This is a genomic window from Paraburkholderia fungorum (assembly GCF_900099835.1).
Lineage (GTDB): Bacteria > Pseudomonadota > Gammaproteobacteria > Burkholderiales > Burkholderiaceae > Paraburkholderia > Paraburkholderia fungorum_A.
The window spans coordinates 1,455,291-1,469,208 of record NZ_FNKP01000002.1; the positions used below are offsets into that span (position 1 = coordinate 1,455,291).

11 protein-coding genes are annotated in these 13,918 nt (G+C 62.9%); 3 read left to right on the forward strand and 8 right to left on the reverse strand.

Annotated elements, in window-relative coordinates; translation table 11 throughout:
• The first annotated feature begins 162 nt into the window (after positions 1 to 162).
• Positions 163 to 1,869 (forward strand): FAD-dependent oxidoreductase, encoded by a 1,707-nt coding sequence (locus BLS41_RS22415; protein ID WP_074768804.1) that lies wholly within the window; start codon positions 163 to 165, stop codon positions 1,867 to 1,869.
• A 37-nt stretch (positions 1,870 to 1,906) separates the two neighbouring features.
• Positions 1,907 to 2,116, forward strand: coding sequence for a hypothetical protein (locus BLS41_RS22420; protein WP_074768806.1), 210 nt, complete (start codon positions 1,907 to 1,909; stop codon positions 2,114 to 2,116).
• 66 nt (positions 2,117 to 2,182) lie between these two features.
• Here BLS41_RS22420 and BLS41_RS22425 read toward each other — a convergent pair whose 3' ends face one another.
• The 3 genes from BLS41_RS22425 to BLS41_RS22435 are packed head-to-tail and all read right to left on the reverse strand — an operon-like array spanning position 2,183 to position 5,236.
• Positions 2,183 to 3,163 (reverse strand): 2-dehydropantoate 2-reductase, encoded by a 981-nt coding sequence (locus tag BLS41_RS22425; RefSeq protein WP_074768808.1) that lies wholly within the window; start codon positions 3,161 to 3,163, stop codon positions 2,183 to 2,185.
• 38 nt (positions 3,164 to 3,201) lie between these two features.
• Complete coding sequence (locus BLS41_RS22430) at positions 3,202 to 3,993, reverse strand: class II aldolase/adducin family protein (RefSeq protein ID WP_074771117.1); 792 nt, start codon at positions 3,991 to 3,993, stop codon at positions 3,202 to 3,204.
• 43 nt (positions 3,994 to 4,036) lie between these two features.
• The gene (locus BLS41_RS22435) at positions 4,037 to 5,236 is read right to left on the reverse strand and encodes an amino acid aminotransferase (RefSeq protein ID WP_074771116.1); all 1,200 of its coding nucleotides are present in this window, start codon (positions 5,234 to 5,236) and stop codon (positions 4,037 to 4,039) included.
• A gap of 251 nt (positions 5,237 to 5,487) precedes the next feature.
• On the opposite strand from BLS41_RS22435, the gene BLS41_RS22440 reads away from it, so the two are divergent.
• Positions 5,488 to 6,444 (forward strand): LysR family transcriptional regulator, encoded by a 957-nt coding sequence (locus tag BLS41_RS22440; RefSeq protein ID WP_074768810.1) that lies wholly within the window; start codon positions 5,488 to 5,490, stop codon positions 6,442 to 6,444.
• A 4-nt stretch (positions 6,445 to 6,448) separates the two neighbouring features.
• Here BLS41_RS22440 and BLS41_RS22445 read toward each other — a convergent pair whose 3' ends face one another.
• From BLS41_RS22445 to BLS41_RS22465, 5 genes are all read right to left on the reverse strand, one after another.
• On the reverse strand, positions 6,449 to 7,267 hold the full coding sequence (locus BLS41_RS22445; RefSeq protein WP_074768812.1) for a helix-turn-helix transcriptional regulator: 819 nt from the start codon (positions 7,265 to 7,267) through the stop codon (positions 6,449 to 6,451).
• Between the two features lie 96 nt (positions 7,268 to 7,363).
• Positions 7,364 to 8,491 carry a hybrid sensor histidine kinase/response regulator gene (locus BLS41_RS22450; protein ID WP_074768814.1) on the reverse strand — a complete coding sequence of 376 codons (1,128 nt, stop codon included), beginning with the start codon at positions 8,489 to 8,491 and terminating at the stop codon, positions 7,364 to 7,366.
• Positions 8,492 to 8,500: 9 nt separating this feature from the next.
• On the reverse strand, positions 8,501 to 9,157 hold the full coding sequence (locus BLS41_RS22455) for a chemotaxis protein CheB (protein WP_074768816.1): 657 nt from the start codon (positions 9,155 to 9,157) through the stop codon (positions 8,501 to 8,503).
• Between the two features lie 10 nt (positions 9,158 to 9,167).
• Positions 9,168 to 10,013: a CheR family methyltransferase gene (locus BLS41_RS22460; RefSeq protein WP_074768818.1), complete on the reverse strand. Its 846-nt coding sequence runs from the start codon at positions 10,011 to 10,013 to the stop codon at positions 9,168 to 9,170.
• Between the two features lie 44 nt (positions 10,014 to 10,057).
• Positions 10,058 to 13,636 carry a response regulator gene (locus BLS41_RS22465; protein WP_074771118.1) on the reverse strand — a complete coding sequence of 1,193 codons (3,579 nt, stop codon included), beginning with the start codon at positions 13,634 to 13,636 and terminating at the stop codon, positions 10,058 to 10,060.
• Positions 13,637 to 13,918: the final 282 nt, after the last annotated feature.

Sequence of the window (13,918 nt, forward strand, 5' to 3'; positions counted from 1 at the left end):
TCCAAACGCTCATCCCCGTTGTACCCAAAATGAGGACAGCGCTTCTCGCCTACTGCCGCATACTTTCTCCATCGATTCACGCCGCGTCGCATCCAGAACCTGAACAATATTCGCCGGCGTGCAATCCTCAGCATCGAAAAACAGCAACCATCGGAGACACTGGTGAGCCGCCCCTTCAAGCCCTATCCCTTTTCGCCCCGCCACTACGTCGGCGAGGTGCCGCCGCTAGTCGGGGCACACGACCCTGAAAAACGCGCGGTAGCGATTGTCGGCGGCGGCCCGGTCGGGCTGACGCTCGCACTCGCGCTGGCTCGCCATAACGTGCGCTCGGTGCTGATCGAAGCCGACGACAGCGTATGCACCGGTAGCCGCGCCATCTGCATTTCGCGGCGCAGCCTGGAGATATTCAAACGCCTTGGCGTGGTCGACGGCTTTCTGCAAAAAGGTCTGCCGTGGACCGGCGGCCGCAGCTTCTATCGCGACGCCGAAGTGTTCCGTTTTGCGATGCATCAGGATGACGAGCAGTCGTTGCCGCCGATGATCAACATCGCCCAATACCAGATCGAGCAGTTGCTGCTCGACGAGGTTGAAAAGCACCCGGATCTGATCGGGATCCGCTGGCAAACACGGGTAACGGGCATCGAGCAGAAGCCCAAAGGCGGCGCCGCACTTGTGCTGCAAACCGGCGACATCGGCTGGACGATGGACGCGGACTGGATCGTCGCGTGCGACGGCGGACGCAGCACGATCCGCGACGCGCTCGGTTTGAAGCTGACTGGCACGACCTACGAAGGCCGCTACGTGATCGTAGACATCGAACTGGACAGCGCGCGCGCCACCGAACGTCTCGCGTATTTCGATCCGCCATCGAATCCCGGCTCGACCGTGCTCGTGCACAAACAGCCGGACAACGTGTGGCGCATCGACTATCAGTTGCGCGACGACGAAGACCCCGACGCCGCCATCGCCCCGGAAAACGTGATGCCGCGCGTGCAAAGCCTGCTCGACTCCATGGGCGAGACCGGCGCGTGGTCGCCAATCTGGATCACCGTCTACAAAGCCAATGCGTTGACGCTCGAACGATACCGGTACGGCTCGGTGTTCTTCGCGGGCGACGCCGCGCATCTGGTGCCGATCTTCGGCGTGCGCGGCGCGAATTCCGGTATCGACGATGCCGATAATCTCGGCTGGAAACTCGGATGTGTTGTCAACGGCACGGCGTCGCCGGGTTTGCTCGATAGCTACAGCGACGAGCGCGTATTCGCCGCGCGCGAAAATCTGAGTTACGGAATGAAGAGTACGGAGTTCATGGCGCCCCCGTCGTTCGCCTTCGACCTGATGCGCACCGCCGTGCTTGGGCTCGCCGGGAAGCACGAGGCCGTGCGTCCGCTGATCAATCCGCGGCAGACGCATGCGATCGCGTACCTGAATTCGCCGCTGAACGCGGCGACGGACGACACGTTCAGTTGCGGCCCGAAGCCTGGCACCGTGCTGCCGGAATGCCGGCTGCTCAGGCGCGCGGACGACGGTACGAATACCGCGATCCATCTGACGGATCTTCTCGGCCCGTGCTTCACTGCGCTGCGCTTCGATGACAAAACCGCGCCAGACGACGCGTGGCTGCAATTGCAACGAACATTGGCAGACCGGCGTATCAAGTTGCAGACGGTGAAGCTGACAAAAATCGACATGCCCAACATGACATGCCCACATGCAATCGATCAAACCGGCCGCCTGCACGAGATGTTCGACGCCACACCCGGCACCGTCTACCTGATCCGGCCCGATGGTCATGTGCTTGCCCGCTGGCGCAACGGCAATGCGCAAACCGTACTGCACACGCTGACCGCTACGCTGGCTTGCCAATAATCCGACGGATCGAACGCATTAGAAAGGACCTCACCTCATGACCGATAGCGATCTCGACCTCGTCTACACGACGCTCTGTCAAACCCTCACCGCCGAAGGCGAGGCGCAAGCCCCGCTTTATCTCGCACGCCTCGCGCTGCTCTGTATGACCGAATTCGACGACCCGCAACGGGCATTGTCGTTGATCGAAGCGGCGAAATTGCCTGCGTCGACGGAAGTCGCGGCAGTCGCTGCGGGAGCGCCGTAACCAGCAAAAAGCCGCCGTGCAGCAATTGCACAGCGGCTTCGCGACCCATCCTCAACCTTCAACCAGTTACGCCGGATACAACCCCAACGTCCGCGCATGCAAACGCGCGAGACCGAGCAGTGCGTCCGTGAACGGCGTCGGCACTTGCGTCAGTTGCCCGAGTTCGCGCACCGCGCCCACCAGCGCGTCCAGTTCGATCGCCTTGCCCGCCTGCACATCCTGCAACATCGACGTTTTCATCGCGCCGAGCTTCAGCGTGACTTCGTGACGATCTGCCGGGTCCTGATTGATCGGAATGCCGAAACGTGCGCCGATTTCCTTGGCCTCCAGCATGATGTTCGTGACGAATCCTCGTACGAGTTCATCGCCGAGAATCCGGTCGGTCGTCGCGCCGGTGATCGCGCTGACCGGGTTCATCGTCATGTTGCCCCACAGTTTGTACCAGACGTCGCGCTGGATCTGCGCAGACATCGTCGCGTTGAAGCCCGCTGCGACCAGTGCCGCGGTCAGCGCCTCGACGCGTGCGCTCGGCTGCCCCGACGCCTCGCCGAGAATCAACCCGTTGCCCTGATGATGCCGTATCACGCCAGGCGCATCGACGAGACAGCTTGCATGCACCACGCAGCCGACTGTCTGCGCGCCCGGAATGGCCGCGGCAATCGCGCCGTCGGGATCGATCGACTTCAATCGCTGGCCCGCGAAGTCGCGCCCGAGTCCGTCGCAGAACCACCATGGCACGCCATTCATCGCCGTCAGCACGATGGTTTCCGGGCCGAGCAGCGGCGCAATTTGCGCGGCCACCGACGCCATCGCCGGCCCCTTGACCGCGACCACGACGAGATCCTGCACGCCGAGGTCCGCAGGCTTTTCGCTGGCGTTCACCTTCACCGTGCGCGTGACATCGCCTTCGATCAACCGCAAGCCGTCACGTTGCAACGCGGCAAGCGTCGCGCCTCTCGCCACCACGCCCACTTCGTGACCGGCCTGCGCGAGCCGCACGCCCATCCAGCCGCCAATCGCGCCCGCGCCGTAAATAACCACTTTCATCGCTTCGATCCTTGAACTTGTAGTCAGTGAATTCGCTGTCAATCCCGGTAGCTTGCGTCGATGCGATCCACGCGCCGCACCAGCGCATCGAACACATCCTGACCGGCGCCGTGACGAGGGTCGAACTGCAACGCGTCGCGCGAACAGCGAATCGCCACCTCTTCCGGCACGGGCCGCGCGCGTCCCATCGAGAACGTCGCCATCTGGATTTCGCACGCGCGATTGAGCGTCCACAACACCGCAAAAGTTTGCGGCAACGTGTGGCCCCACGCAAGCAGCCCATGATTGCGCAGGATCACCGCCTGTTTATCGCCGATATGTTCGAGCAGACGCGGCCCCTCCTCCGCATGCACGGTGATGCCCTCGAAATCGTGATACGCGATACGGTCGTGCAATTGTGCGCTGTAGAAGTTGGTCTGCTGCAAGCCGTCTTCCAGACATGCGACGGCCACGCCCGCCGTGGTGTGCGTGTGCATGACGCAGTGCGCGTCCGGCAAGCCTTCGTGAATCGCCGCATGCACGACGAACCCCGCCGGATTCACCGGATACGGCGAGTGATCGAGCACCCGACCGTGCGCGTCGATCTTCACGAGATTGCTTGCCGTCACTTCGCTGTAGTGCAGTCCGAACGGATTGATCAGGAACTGCCGCTCGCCACCGCTCACGCTGGCGGGAACGCGCAACGTGATGTGGTTGTAGATCATCTCGGTCCAGCCGAGCATGTCGAAAATCCGGTAACACGCGGCCAGTTGCACGCGTGCCTGCCATTCGTCCGGGTGCATCGCGTGATGCTTTTGCGGGCTCGCCGGTTGTGGTTCGAGGGTGCTCATCAACGTCTCCATGTTTATAGTCTCGCGAGCCCGGGTGCGGGCCTTATGCGCCCGACACCACCGCCGCGATCGACGACGCCACATAACCGGCGTTGCGTGCATTCAGGCCCGCCACGCACATGCGCCCCGAGCGCAGCACATACACCGCGTATTCGCTGCGCAAGCGCTCGACCTGTGATTCGCTCAACCCGGTGTAGGTGAACATGCCGCGCTGTGCGACGTAACGCTCGCGCATCACTTCATCGACCCGGCCCGCGAGGCCCGCGTGAATCGTGCCGCGCATGGTAAGAATGCGCTCGCGCATGGTGGCGAGTTCGCTTTCCCATGACGCGCGCAGCGTTGAATCAGCGAGCACGTTGGCTACAAGCCGCGCGCCGTGAGTCGGCGGATTGCTGTAATTTGCACGTACCGCCGACATCAATTGTCCCTGCACGCGCCCCGCCTCTTCCGCGCTTTTGCACACCACGCTCAACGCGCCGCAGCGCTCGCCATACAGCGAGAAATTCTTCGAGAACGAATTCGCGACGATCATCGGCACGCCTGCGTCGGCGAGCAGACGCACGCAGGCGGCGTCTTCTTCGAGACCCGCGCCGAAACCCTGGTACGCCATATCGACGAACGCGATCAGCTTGCGGCGCTGCAAGACAGGCACCAGTTCCGTCCATTGCGCCGGACTCAGGTCGACACCGGTCGGGTTATGGCAGCACGCGTGCAGCAGCACGACGCTCTGTTCCGGGAGACCCGCGATCGTGTCGATCATGTCGGCGAAACGCAGGCCGCCCGTTTGCGCGTCGTAGTACGGATAGGTGTTGACCGTCAGCCCTGCACCTTCGAACACGACGCGATGATTTTCCCAACTCGGATCGCTGATCCACATCTGCGAGCCGGGGAAATAGCGCTTCAGGAAGTCCGCGCCGACCTTCAGCGCACCCGATCCGCCCAGCGTTTGCAGTGTGGCGATGCGGCCTGCGGCACGCGCTTCGTTATGTTCGCCGAACACCAGCGCCTGCGCGGTGTCGCGATAGAGCGGCAAGCCCGCCATCGGCAGATACGAGCGCGGGCCGATCGAATCGAGCAACGCGGTCTCGGCACGGCGCACGGCATCCATCACGGGCAGCTTGCCTGCATCGTCGAAATAGATGCCGATGCTCAAGTTGACCTTGTTGGGCCGGGGATCCAGTTGGAAGTCTTCGTTCAGGCTCAGAATCGGGTCGCCTGGGTACGCGGGAATGTGGTCGAACATGACAAGTCCTTGAATGCGGGCTTCGGCCAAAACGGTCGCGAAGCTGTTTTGATGCTGTCTCTATGCGATTTTAACGAGGTCTGATCGCAACCTGCCTTTGAACGGACCTGCCTTTCACAACGCCTGGAGCGACGTGGAAGTCTAAGCGCGTTTGGCCGTACGCGTCGATTTGCACGAGTGTCGGTCAACGTCGCTTTGCACACAATCAATCGATTTTTCACGATTGTTAAGTTTTTCTTTAGAATCGAACGATGCCACTCACTCGCGTCACCATCCGTCAATTCGAGGCGTTTCTCGCCATCGTCGATCTGCATAGCATCGGTGCGGCGGCGGAGCGGCTCGGGCTGACTTCGTCGGCGGTCAGCCAGTTGCTGGCCGACCTCGAAACGGAACTCGGTTTTCGCCTGTTCGACCGGACCACGCGGCGCGTCAATCTGTCGAGCGCGGGGCAGGATTTTCTGTCGTCGGCGGAATCGGTGTTGCGCTACGTGCGCGCCGCCGCGCAATCCGCCGACGATATCCGCAATCGCGCGGCGGGTATCGTGCGGGTGGGCGCGCCGCTGGTGCTGGCCGCCACCGCGTTGCCCGCCGCGATCGCCGACTATGGGCGCGACAAACCGAAGGTGGTGGTGCGTATCTGCGATACGGTGGTCGAGCAACTGGTGGAGCGAGTCGAAAGCGGCGACGTCGATCTCGCCATCGGCCCCGACCGGCAAAGCGGCACACGCGTGCGCTGCGAACCGGCGTTCGCCAGTCCGTGGGTGATGTGGTGCGCGCCGACGCATCCGCTCAACACGCGACGTCGCGTGCAGTGGCAGCATCTGCGCGACGTGCCGATTGTCGCCACGGGCCGCGACCACGAGCGCGCGGTCGGGCAAATGCTCGCCAATCTTCCGGTGGAGGCCCGCATCATTCCGGTGGATGTGGTGGACAACGTCACCACGGCTTTCGGGCTCGCCGCGCAGGGACTGGCCGTCACGCTCGCGCCGGCCTACGTCGCGCCGCTCGCGCGCACGTTCGGGCTGGTGATAAAGCGCATCGTCGATCCTGAAACGATCCGCGAAGTCTGCGTGTATCGCTCGACGGAACGCGCGCTGTCGCCGCCCGCCGACGGCTTTGCGGAATTCATCGCACCGTGGCTGAAGCGTTGGGATCGCGAAACGCAGGCTTTTGCGCGGCAGCGCAATAAAAACGGCGGCCCGGAATGACGGCTTAGGTTCGCTCCGGCGTCGAGCACAGCGCGAACAACTGCCGCTGATTCGAAATGCCGAGTCGCGCATAAGCGCGTTTCTGATACGTGACGACACTCGCCGGTTTGACGCCCATTCGCAGCGCGATTTCAGCAGCGCTCGCGCCTTCCAGCACACCGCGCAGCACATCGAGTTCGCGCGGCGTGAGCGCCGGACATGCGCGCCGAACCCGCGACAGCATCGCCACCGCCGGTCCCTGCTGATGCTGTCCATTAAGTGCGTAGTGGCTTTTAGCGGCGTGCGCGAACAGATGCGCGACGCTCTCAACCTGTTCGAGTTCGCGCGGCGCAAAGTTGCCGTATGCGCTGTCACGATAGAAATTGATCGACAGCCAGACGCCGTCGACGGGTTGCGCAAGTAAGGACAGCCGGTCCGATACATTAGGCTGCGCGTAACAGGCCGCGCGATACGCTTCGTTTTCGATCTCCGCGCTTTGCTGTTGGTGCAACAACAGCGTGTCGCGAGATTGCGTGCCCGACGTGCGGCCGATAATCGCCCGATTGCCGTCGAGCGCATAAAAGTGCGTCGCGTAACGCTCGGCGACGTCGCGCAAAAAGCGGCCGCCGCGATGATCCGCCGCCGACACCGTACGCGGCCGCGCGTCGAATTCATAGGCGAATACAGTGCATTGCGAAACCGGCAGCGTATCGCCGACGGTTGCCAGCATGCTTGCCGCGAGCGCATCGGCGTCGGCATGCGAGATCGCCATGACGAGATCGGTCGCACGCGAGGTGCTGATCTGAGCGCTGCGGTTAGGTGGAGCGATGCGCCATGAACGCATGATGGGATTCTTCGGCTCGCGCTAAGTGGATTGATTCCGGCAAGCGTAGCACAGCGGCACTTGCGCAATCGGCGGCCGCAATGCCGCCCCGCGCTGCTACTTGCGTGTGAAGGAACCGCGTTGCAACGTCACCATTCGCGGCAATTCAATGGTGAATACCGTGCCAGTCGTGTCGTTCGATTCGACGCCGACGCTGCCGCCATGCATCCGCGCAATCTCCTGCACGATATGCAGGCCGAGCCCGAGCCCTTCACGCGGACGTCCACCGTTGGTGTTCGGCCCGAATGCCTTGAACAGATGCGGAAACACTTCGGACGGAATCGTGCCCAGATTGGACACTTTCAGCCGGACCGAATCGACCGAATCGCCATCCACTTCGACGCCGATATCGCCACCCGCCGCGCCATGATGGAGCGCATTGCTAACCAGATTCGACACGGCTTGCCACACGAGATCCGTGTCCCACGCGCCCGACGTATTGCCGCTGCTGGAAAACACGATCCGCTTGCCGTTTTCGCGCGACGCGAATTCGTCGATCACCGACCGGCACAAAGTCGCCAGTTCGATCGAGCGCGGTTGCAGCGGCAGGCGGCCGCCTTGCAGCCGCGCCAGATTCAGTAACTGATCGACCATGCGCGCCATGCGCAGCGAACTGTTCTTGACCCGCGCCGCAACGGTCACCGACTGCTCGTCGGCGGCCGTGCGCATCAGGTATTCCGCCGACGCCAGCACCGCGCCGAGTGGCGTGCGCAGATCATGACTCAACACCGCCATCAGCATCTCGTTGGCTTCGAGCATCTGACGCGTGGTCACGAGTTGCGCGGCAAGCTGGCGCTTCTGCTGTTCGAGCTGCACGAACACATCCACCTTCGATTGCAGAATGCGCGGATCGAACGGCTTGTACAGAAAATCGACCGCGCCCGCTTCGTAGCCGCGAAACGTGCGCGACGCGTCCTGCGCGGTCGCCGTCAGGAAGATGATCGGCACGTGCGACGTGCGCGGACTGCCGCGCATCAATGCGGCGAGTTCGAAGCCGTTCATGCCGGGCATGTTGACATCGAGAATCGCCAGCGCGACTTCGTGCTTGAGCAGCAGGTCGAGCGCCGCAGTTCCCGAGTCGGCCACCAGCACGGCAAGGTCCGGCCGCGCCAGCAACGCTTCGAGCGCGGTGATGTTGTGGACGATGTCGTCGACGATCAGGATGTTCACGGGTGGATTCGTCATGGCATCGGGTCAGAAAGAGGCTGGCAGCGCGGCAAGCCGGCGAGCCATAGTTTCAGGATTGTAGATAGAGTCGGCTGCGCCGCGTTCGATCGCGGCGCGCGGCATTTCGGGAGAACTGGCGCTGTCGGGTGTCTGCACCCACGCCGTGCCGCCCTGCGCCCGGACGCGCCGGAGGCCTTGCACGCCGTCGTCGTTCGCGCCCGACAGCAGGATCGCCAGCAGACGCTCGCCATACACCGCCGCCGCCGACTCGAACAGCACGTCGATCGAAGGCCGCGAAAAGCGCACGGCGGCATCGGTCGACAACGCCACGGTGCGGTCCACTTCCACCAGCATGTGATAGCCCGGCGGTGCAACCTGCACGCGCCCCGGGGCGATGAGTTCGCCGGCATCCGGCTCCGTTACCGGCAGCGCGCAGCGATGCGCGAAGGCCTGCACCAGATAGCTCGGCGAGTCGGGCGGCAGATGCGTGACGATCATCACGGCCGCGCCGAAACGCGCGGGCAACGCACCGAGCAGCACGTTCAGCACTTCGATCCCGCCCGCCGACCCGCCGATCACGACGAGATCGTAGGTGCGCGGCTCAGCGGCGCGCGGCTCAGCGGCGCGCGGCTCAGCGGCGCGCGGCTGGGAATCGGTAGACGGGTTGAGCATTGAGCGAGTCATGATGACCGTGCTAGCGCTTCTGATAAATGCGTTCGCCTGGACGGAATTCGTCGAACGCTTCGTAATGACGCGAAAAACGCAGACTTTCCTTGCTGCCCAGGCCGAGAAAACCGCGCCGTACCAGCGCATTTTCGAACAGACCCAGCGCGCGATCCTGCAAACCGCGATCGAAATAGATCAGCACGTTGCGGCACGACACCAGATGCGCTTCGAGAAACACTTCGTCGGTGGAGAGGCTGTGATCGGCGAACACCACGCGGTCTTTCAGCGAGCCTGCAAAGCGCGCGCCGCCATACGCAGCATGATAGTAGTCCGACAACGACCGCTTGCCGCCGGCGGCCAGATAGTTCTGCGTGAAGCCCTGAACCCGGTCGAGCGCATAGATGCCGGACTCGGCGCGCGCGAGCGCGTCGGGGTTGATATCGGTCGCGTAGAACAGTGTGCGCTCGGTCAGACCTTCCTCGTCGAACAGGATTTTCAGCGACCACAGTTCTTCGCCCGTGCTGCATCCCGCCACCCAGACCTTGATCGACGGATAGGTGCGCAGACGCGGCAACACATGTTCGCGCAGCGCGAGAAAATACGCGGGATCGCGGAACATGTCGCTGACCTGCACCGTCAGGTACTGGAACAGCCGCGAGAACTCGTCGCCGTGATGCATGATGCGGTCCTGCAACTGCGACAGCGTCTTCAGCCCGAACTCGTCCAGCGCCTGCGACAAGCGGCGCCGCAGCGACGACATCGCGTAGTGCCGGAAGTCGTGCTGATACTTGAGGTAGATCGCCTCCAGCAGCAATTTCAACTCGATGTCGAAATCGCTCATGCGTTGCGGCGCGTCATATTCGGACTGATTCATGGGTTCGGGTTCGTACTGCCTGTTCCAGTTTTCTGACTACCGCATTACCGTTGACGCAGCCACACGCGGCAGAGCGCGACGAGCTTGTCCACGTCGATCGGCTTCGACACGTAATCGTCCGCGCCCGCTTCGAGACAACGCGTGCGGTCGTTCGCCATCGCTTTCGCGGTCAGCGCGATGATCGGCAGATGCGCAAAGCGCGGATTGCGGCGAATCTCGCCCATCGCGGTGAGGCCGTCCATCTCCGGCATCATGATGTCCATCAGGATCAGATGCACTTCGGGGCCGGTTTCGAGCGCCTCCAGCGCTTCGCGGCCGTTGCGTGCAATCTGCAACGTCGCGCCGAGCGGCTCCAGCACGTGCGACAGCGCGAAGATATTGCGGACGTCGTCCTCGGCGAGCAGGATCGTGCGGCCCTCGAACGCGTTGTCGCGCTGACGCACCGTGCGCAACATGCGCTGCTGCTCGGGCGCGAGCGACGACTCGACGCTATGCAGGAACAGCGTCACCTCGTCGAGCAGACGTTCCGGCGATTTTGCCCCCTTGATGATGATCGATTTCGAATAGCGGCGCAGGCGGTGCTCTTCATCATCGGAGAGCATGCGGCCCGTGTAGACGATCACCGGCAGCGATGCATGCGCGGTGTTCGACGCAAGCCGCTCCAGCAGGTCGTAGCCGGTACCGTCGGGCAGCGCGAGATCGGTGACGACGCAATCGAACGAGAACTTCGACAGGTACTCGAGCGCTTCCGACAACGTCGCGACGGCGACGATCTCGGTGTTGTCGCTCTGCAGCAGCGCCCGGATACTTTCGCGCATCGGCCCGTCGTCCTCGATCACGAGCACGCGTTTGAGGCGCTGCTGCAAACGCGCTTCGAGCCGGCGGATCGCGGCTTCCATCGTGCTGCGCGCGGTCGGCTTGAGCGTGTAGCCGATCGCGCCGAGGTGCAGCGCCTTGTCGGCGTGGTCGGTGGCCGACACGATATGGATCGGGATATGCCGCGTCGCCGGATCGTTCTTGAGCCATTCCAGCACGGTCAGACCCGAGCGGTCCGGCAAGCCCACGTCGAGCAGCACCGCCGCCGGGCACATGTCGCGCACCAGTGCGAGGCCGCTGGCGGCATCGCTCGCGTGAACGAAATCGAAGTCGAGTTCATGCGTCAGATCGCGCAGGATTTCGGCGAACGCGAGATCGTCTTCGACCGCGACGATCAGACGGCCCACACGGGTGCGATTGTTACGGTCGTCGGCAATCGGGCCGCTGGTGCTCTCGGGCGCGTTGCCTGCTGTCAGGCCGTTGGCGGGCGTGATCACCGCGGTCTGGACACTGGCGGACGGCGTATGGATCAACAGCGGCTCCGGGGCCGCCTGGAAGGCGGCAGGCGCGCTGGCAAGCGGCCTGGCCGCGATGACCGACGGCGCGGGCGCGGACGACACCGGCGCTGCCGTACCGTGCCCCGTTGCAGCCAGCGCGGCTTCACCGTCCAGCGGCAGCCACAGCGTGAACACACTGCCCTTGCCGACTTCGCTCGCGACGGTGATCCGGCCGCCTAGCAGACGCGAGAACTCACGCGAAATCGACAGACCCAGCCCACTGCCCCCGTATTGACGGCTGGTCGAACCATCGGCCTGCTGGAACGCTTCGAAAATCATCTCCAGCTTGTCGGCAGCGATTCCGATGCCGGAATCGCGCACGTCGATACGCAGCATGTTGTCTTCGGCGGGCGCCACCGCCAGCGCGACTTCGCCGTGCTCAGTGAACTTCACCGCGTTCGACAGCAGGTTGCGCAGAATCTGCGTGACACGCTGACCGTCGGTGACGAAGGTGTCCGGCGCACCCGGCAAACGGTCGAATGCGAGGCGCAAATGCTTTGCACCGGCCAGCGGTTTGAACATTTCTTCAAGCGATTGCAGCGTCGCATCGATCGACACCGTTTCGAGTTCGACCGTGACCTGTCCCGCCTCGACTTTCGACAGATCGAGAATATCGTTGATCAGCACCAGCAGATCGCTATTCGATGCGTGAATCGTTTCCGCGTAGCGCACCTGCTCTTCGGTGAGATTGCCGGTGCGGTTCTGCTGCAACAGCCGCGCGAGAATCAGCGAACTGTTCAGCGGCGTGCGCAATTCGTGCGACATGTTGGCGAGGAATTCGGACTTGTAGCGGCTCGACTGTTCGAGACGCGCGGCGTTCGCCGCGAGGTCGTCCTGTGCGCGCAGCAGATCCGACTTCTGACGCTCCAGACGTTGCGCATATTCCTCGAGTTGCACGTTGGTCTGTTCGAGTTCGGCCTGCTGCGCTTCGAGCCGCGTTTGCGATTCCATCAACGCACGGCCGCGTTCTTCCAGCCCTTCATTCGAGACGCGCAGTTCTTCCTGCTGCACCTGAAGCTCTTCGTTCAACTGCTGGGTTTCTGCCAGCGCGTCCTGCAAACGCTCGCGATACAACGCCGCCTCGACAAAATCGCCCATGCTGTTGGCGACCAGTTCCATGAACTCCTGGTCACGTGGCGTCAACTCGCGGATAAAGCCCAGCTCGACCACGCCGTTGACCTGACCATCGTTTTCGATCGGCAGGATAAGCAGGCTTTTAGGTGCACTTTTGCCGGTCGCCGACACGACTTGCACGTAGTTGTCCGGTACGTCGCGCAACACAATGGCGCGGCGCGCGGCGGCCGCCTGGCCGACCAGCGTTTCGCCCTCCTCGAAACTGCGCGCGGCAGCCTGCTCGCTTTCGCGGCTGAAACCAAACGCGGCGATGCGGCGCAGCGTACCGTGCTGTTTATCGCGGACGTAAAGCGCGGCGACGGCCGCATCCAGATATTGGGCAAGGAAGTCGAGCATCGCGCGACCCACCAACTGCGGGCTGGCCAGGCCGACGACTTTTTCGGCCAGCAGGCGCTGACCGGAGCGCAACCAGACCTGTTCCTGCAAGACCTCCGTTTGCTCGGCCTGCTGACGTAATACGCCGTCGTAGGTGGACGAGAGGCTCAGCAGTTCGCGGCGCCCCATCCACGCGAGCAGTGCGCTCACGATCAGGCTGAACAGCAGGAATACGCTCACCAGCGTGGTCGTGACCCGGCGCGTGGCTTCGGCGCGGTCCTGGCGCAGATGCAATTCGACATCGAGAAATTCGTCGAATTCGCGGCGCGTTTCGTCGAATTCGATTTTGCCGCGCCCGCTCGACACCGCCGCTTCGAAGTTCTGATTCCGGCGACGCGAGTCGATCATCTCCTCGGCGTAACGGCTCCAGCGCTGCTGGATCGCCTGGATCTGCTTGAGCCTTTCGACTTGCGGCGGATTGTCGGCGACGGCCTCCTGCAGCGTTTCGATCTGCGCCTTGAATTTGGGGCCGCCGGTTTCATAAGGCGCGAGAAAACTCTCGTCGCCCGTGATCAGAAAACCGCGCATCGACGATTCGCGATCGACCGCGAGACGCAGCATTTCATTGGCCTGACCGATCACGCGCTCGGAATGCTCGGCCCAGTTCATCGTCGACACGAGATAGGCGATCAGCCCGAGAAACACCGCCATCGTGACGAGCCCGACACCCAAAGGCAAAGCTATGTTGCGGCGGATGATGCTGCGAAAACGATTCTGGTCGACGGCCTGCGATGCGGTCATTTTTTCTGTCTTCGGCATGGCGAATCAAATCGATTCGGAATATTTTTCGGATTTTCGCGCGATTTTTTTGTCGCTCTCTATGGGCCGTCATCATACAGGATGAGGTTTGTTTTTGAGATGCTGGTGCGCCCGGTTAGGCTTGCTGGGCGGGCTATTGCCGATGTACGCAACTTTGCGCGGCGGATGCGGGTCAATCATGTGAAGAAGCATTTACGCCGTCCGGCTTGCTGAATCGTCGGACCAGTTTTGACTGTTAGCGCCTTCCACTCCCAACCGGTAGCC

What these genes read in the sequence shown, in the direction of transcription:
- BLS41_RS22420 (WP_074768806.1), top strand. Translation starts at nt 1,907, where the DNA reads ATGACCGATAGCGATCTCGACCTCGTCTACACGACGCTCTGTCAAACC.
- BLS41_RS22425 (WP_074768808.1), bottom strand. Translation starts at nt 3,163, where the DNA reads ATGAAAGTGGTTATTTACGGCGCGGGCGCGATTGGCGGCTGGATGGGC.
- BLS41_RS22430 (WP_074771117.1), bottom strand. Translation starts at nt 3,993, where the DNA reads ATGAGCACCCTCGAACCACAACCGGCGAGCCCGCAAAAGCATCACGCG.
- BLS41_RS22435 (WP_074771116.1), bottom strand. Translation starts at nt 5,236, where the DNA reads ATGTTCGACCACATTCCCGCGTACCCAGGCGACCCGATTCTGAGCCTG.
- BLS41_RS22440 (WP_074768810.1), top strand. Translation starts at nt 5,488, where the DNA reads ATGCCACTCACTCGCGTCACCATCCGTCAATTCGAGGCGTTTCTCGCC.
- BLS41_RS22445 (WP_074768812.1), bottom strand. Translation starts at nt 7,267, where the DNA reads ATGCGTTCATGGCGCATCGCTCCACCTAACCGCAGCGCTCAGATCAGC.
- BLS41_RS22450 (WP_074768814.1), bottom strand. Translation starts at nt 8,491, where the DNA reads ATGACGAATCCACCCGTGAACATCCTGATCGTCGACGACATCGTCCAC.
- BLS41_RS22455 (WP_074768816.1), bottom strand. Translation starts at nt 9,157, where the DNA reads ATGACTCGCTCAATGCTCAACCCGTCTACCGATTCCCAGCCGCGCGCC.
- BLS41_RS22460 (WP_074768818.1), bottom strand. Translation starts at nt 10,013, where the DNA reads ATGAATCAGTCCGAATATGACGCGCCGCAACGCATGAGCGATTTCGAC.
- BLS41_RS22465 (WP_074771118.1), bottom strand. Translation starts at nt 13,636, where the DNA reads ATGACCGCATCGCAGGCCGTCGACCAGAATCGTTTTCGCAGCATCATC.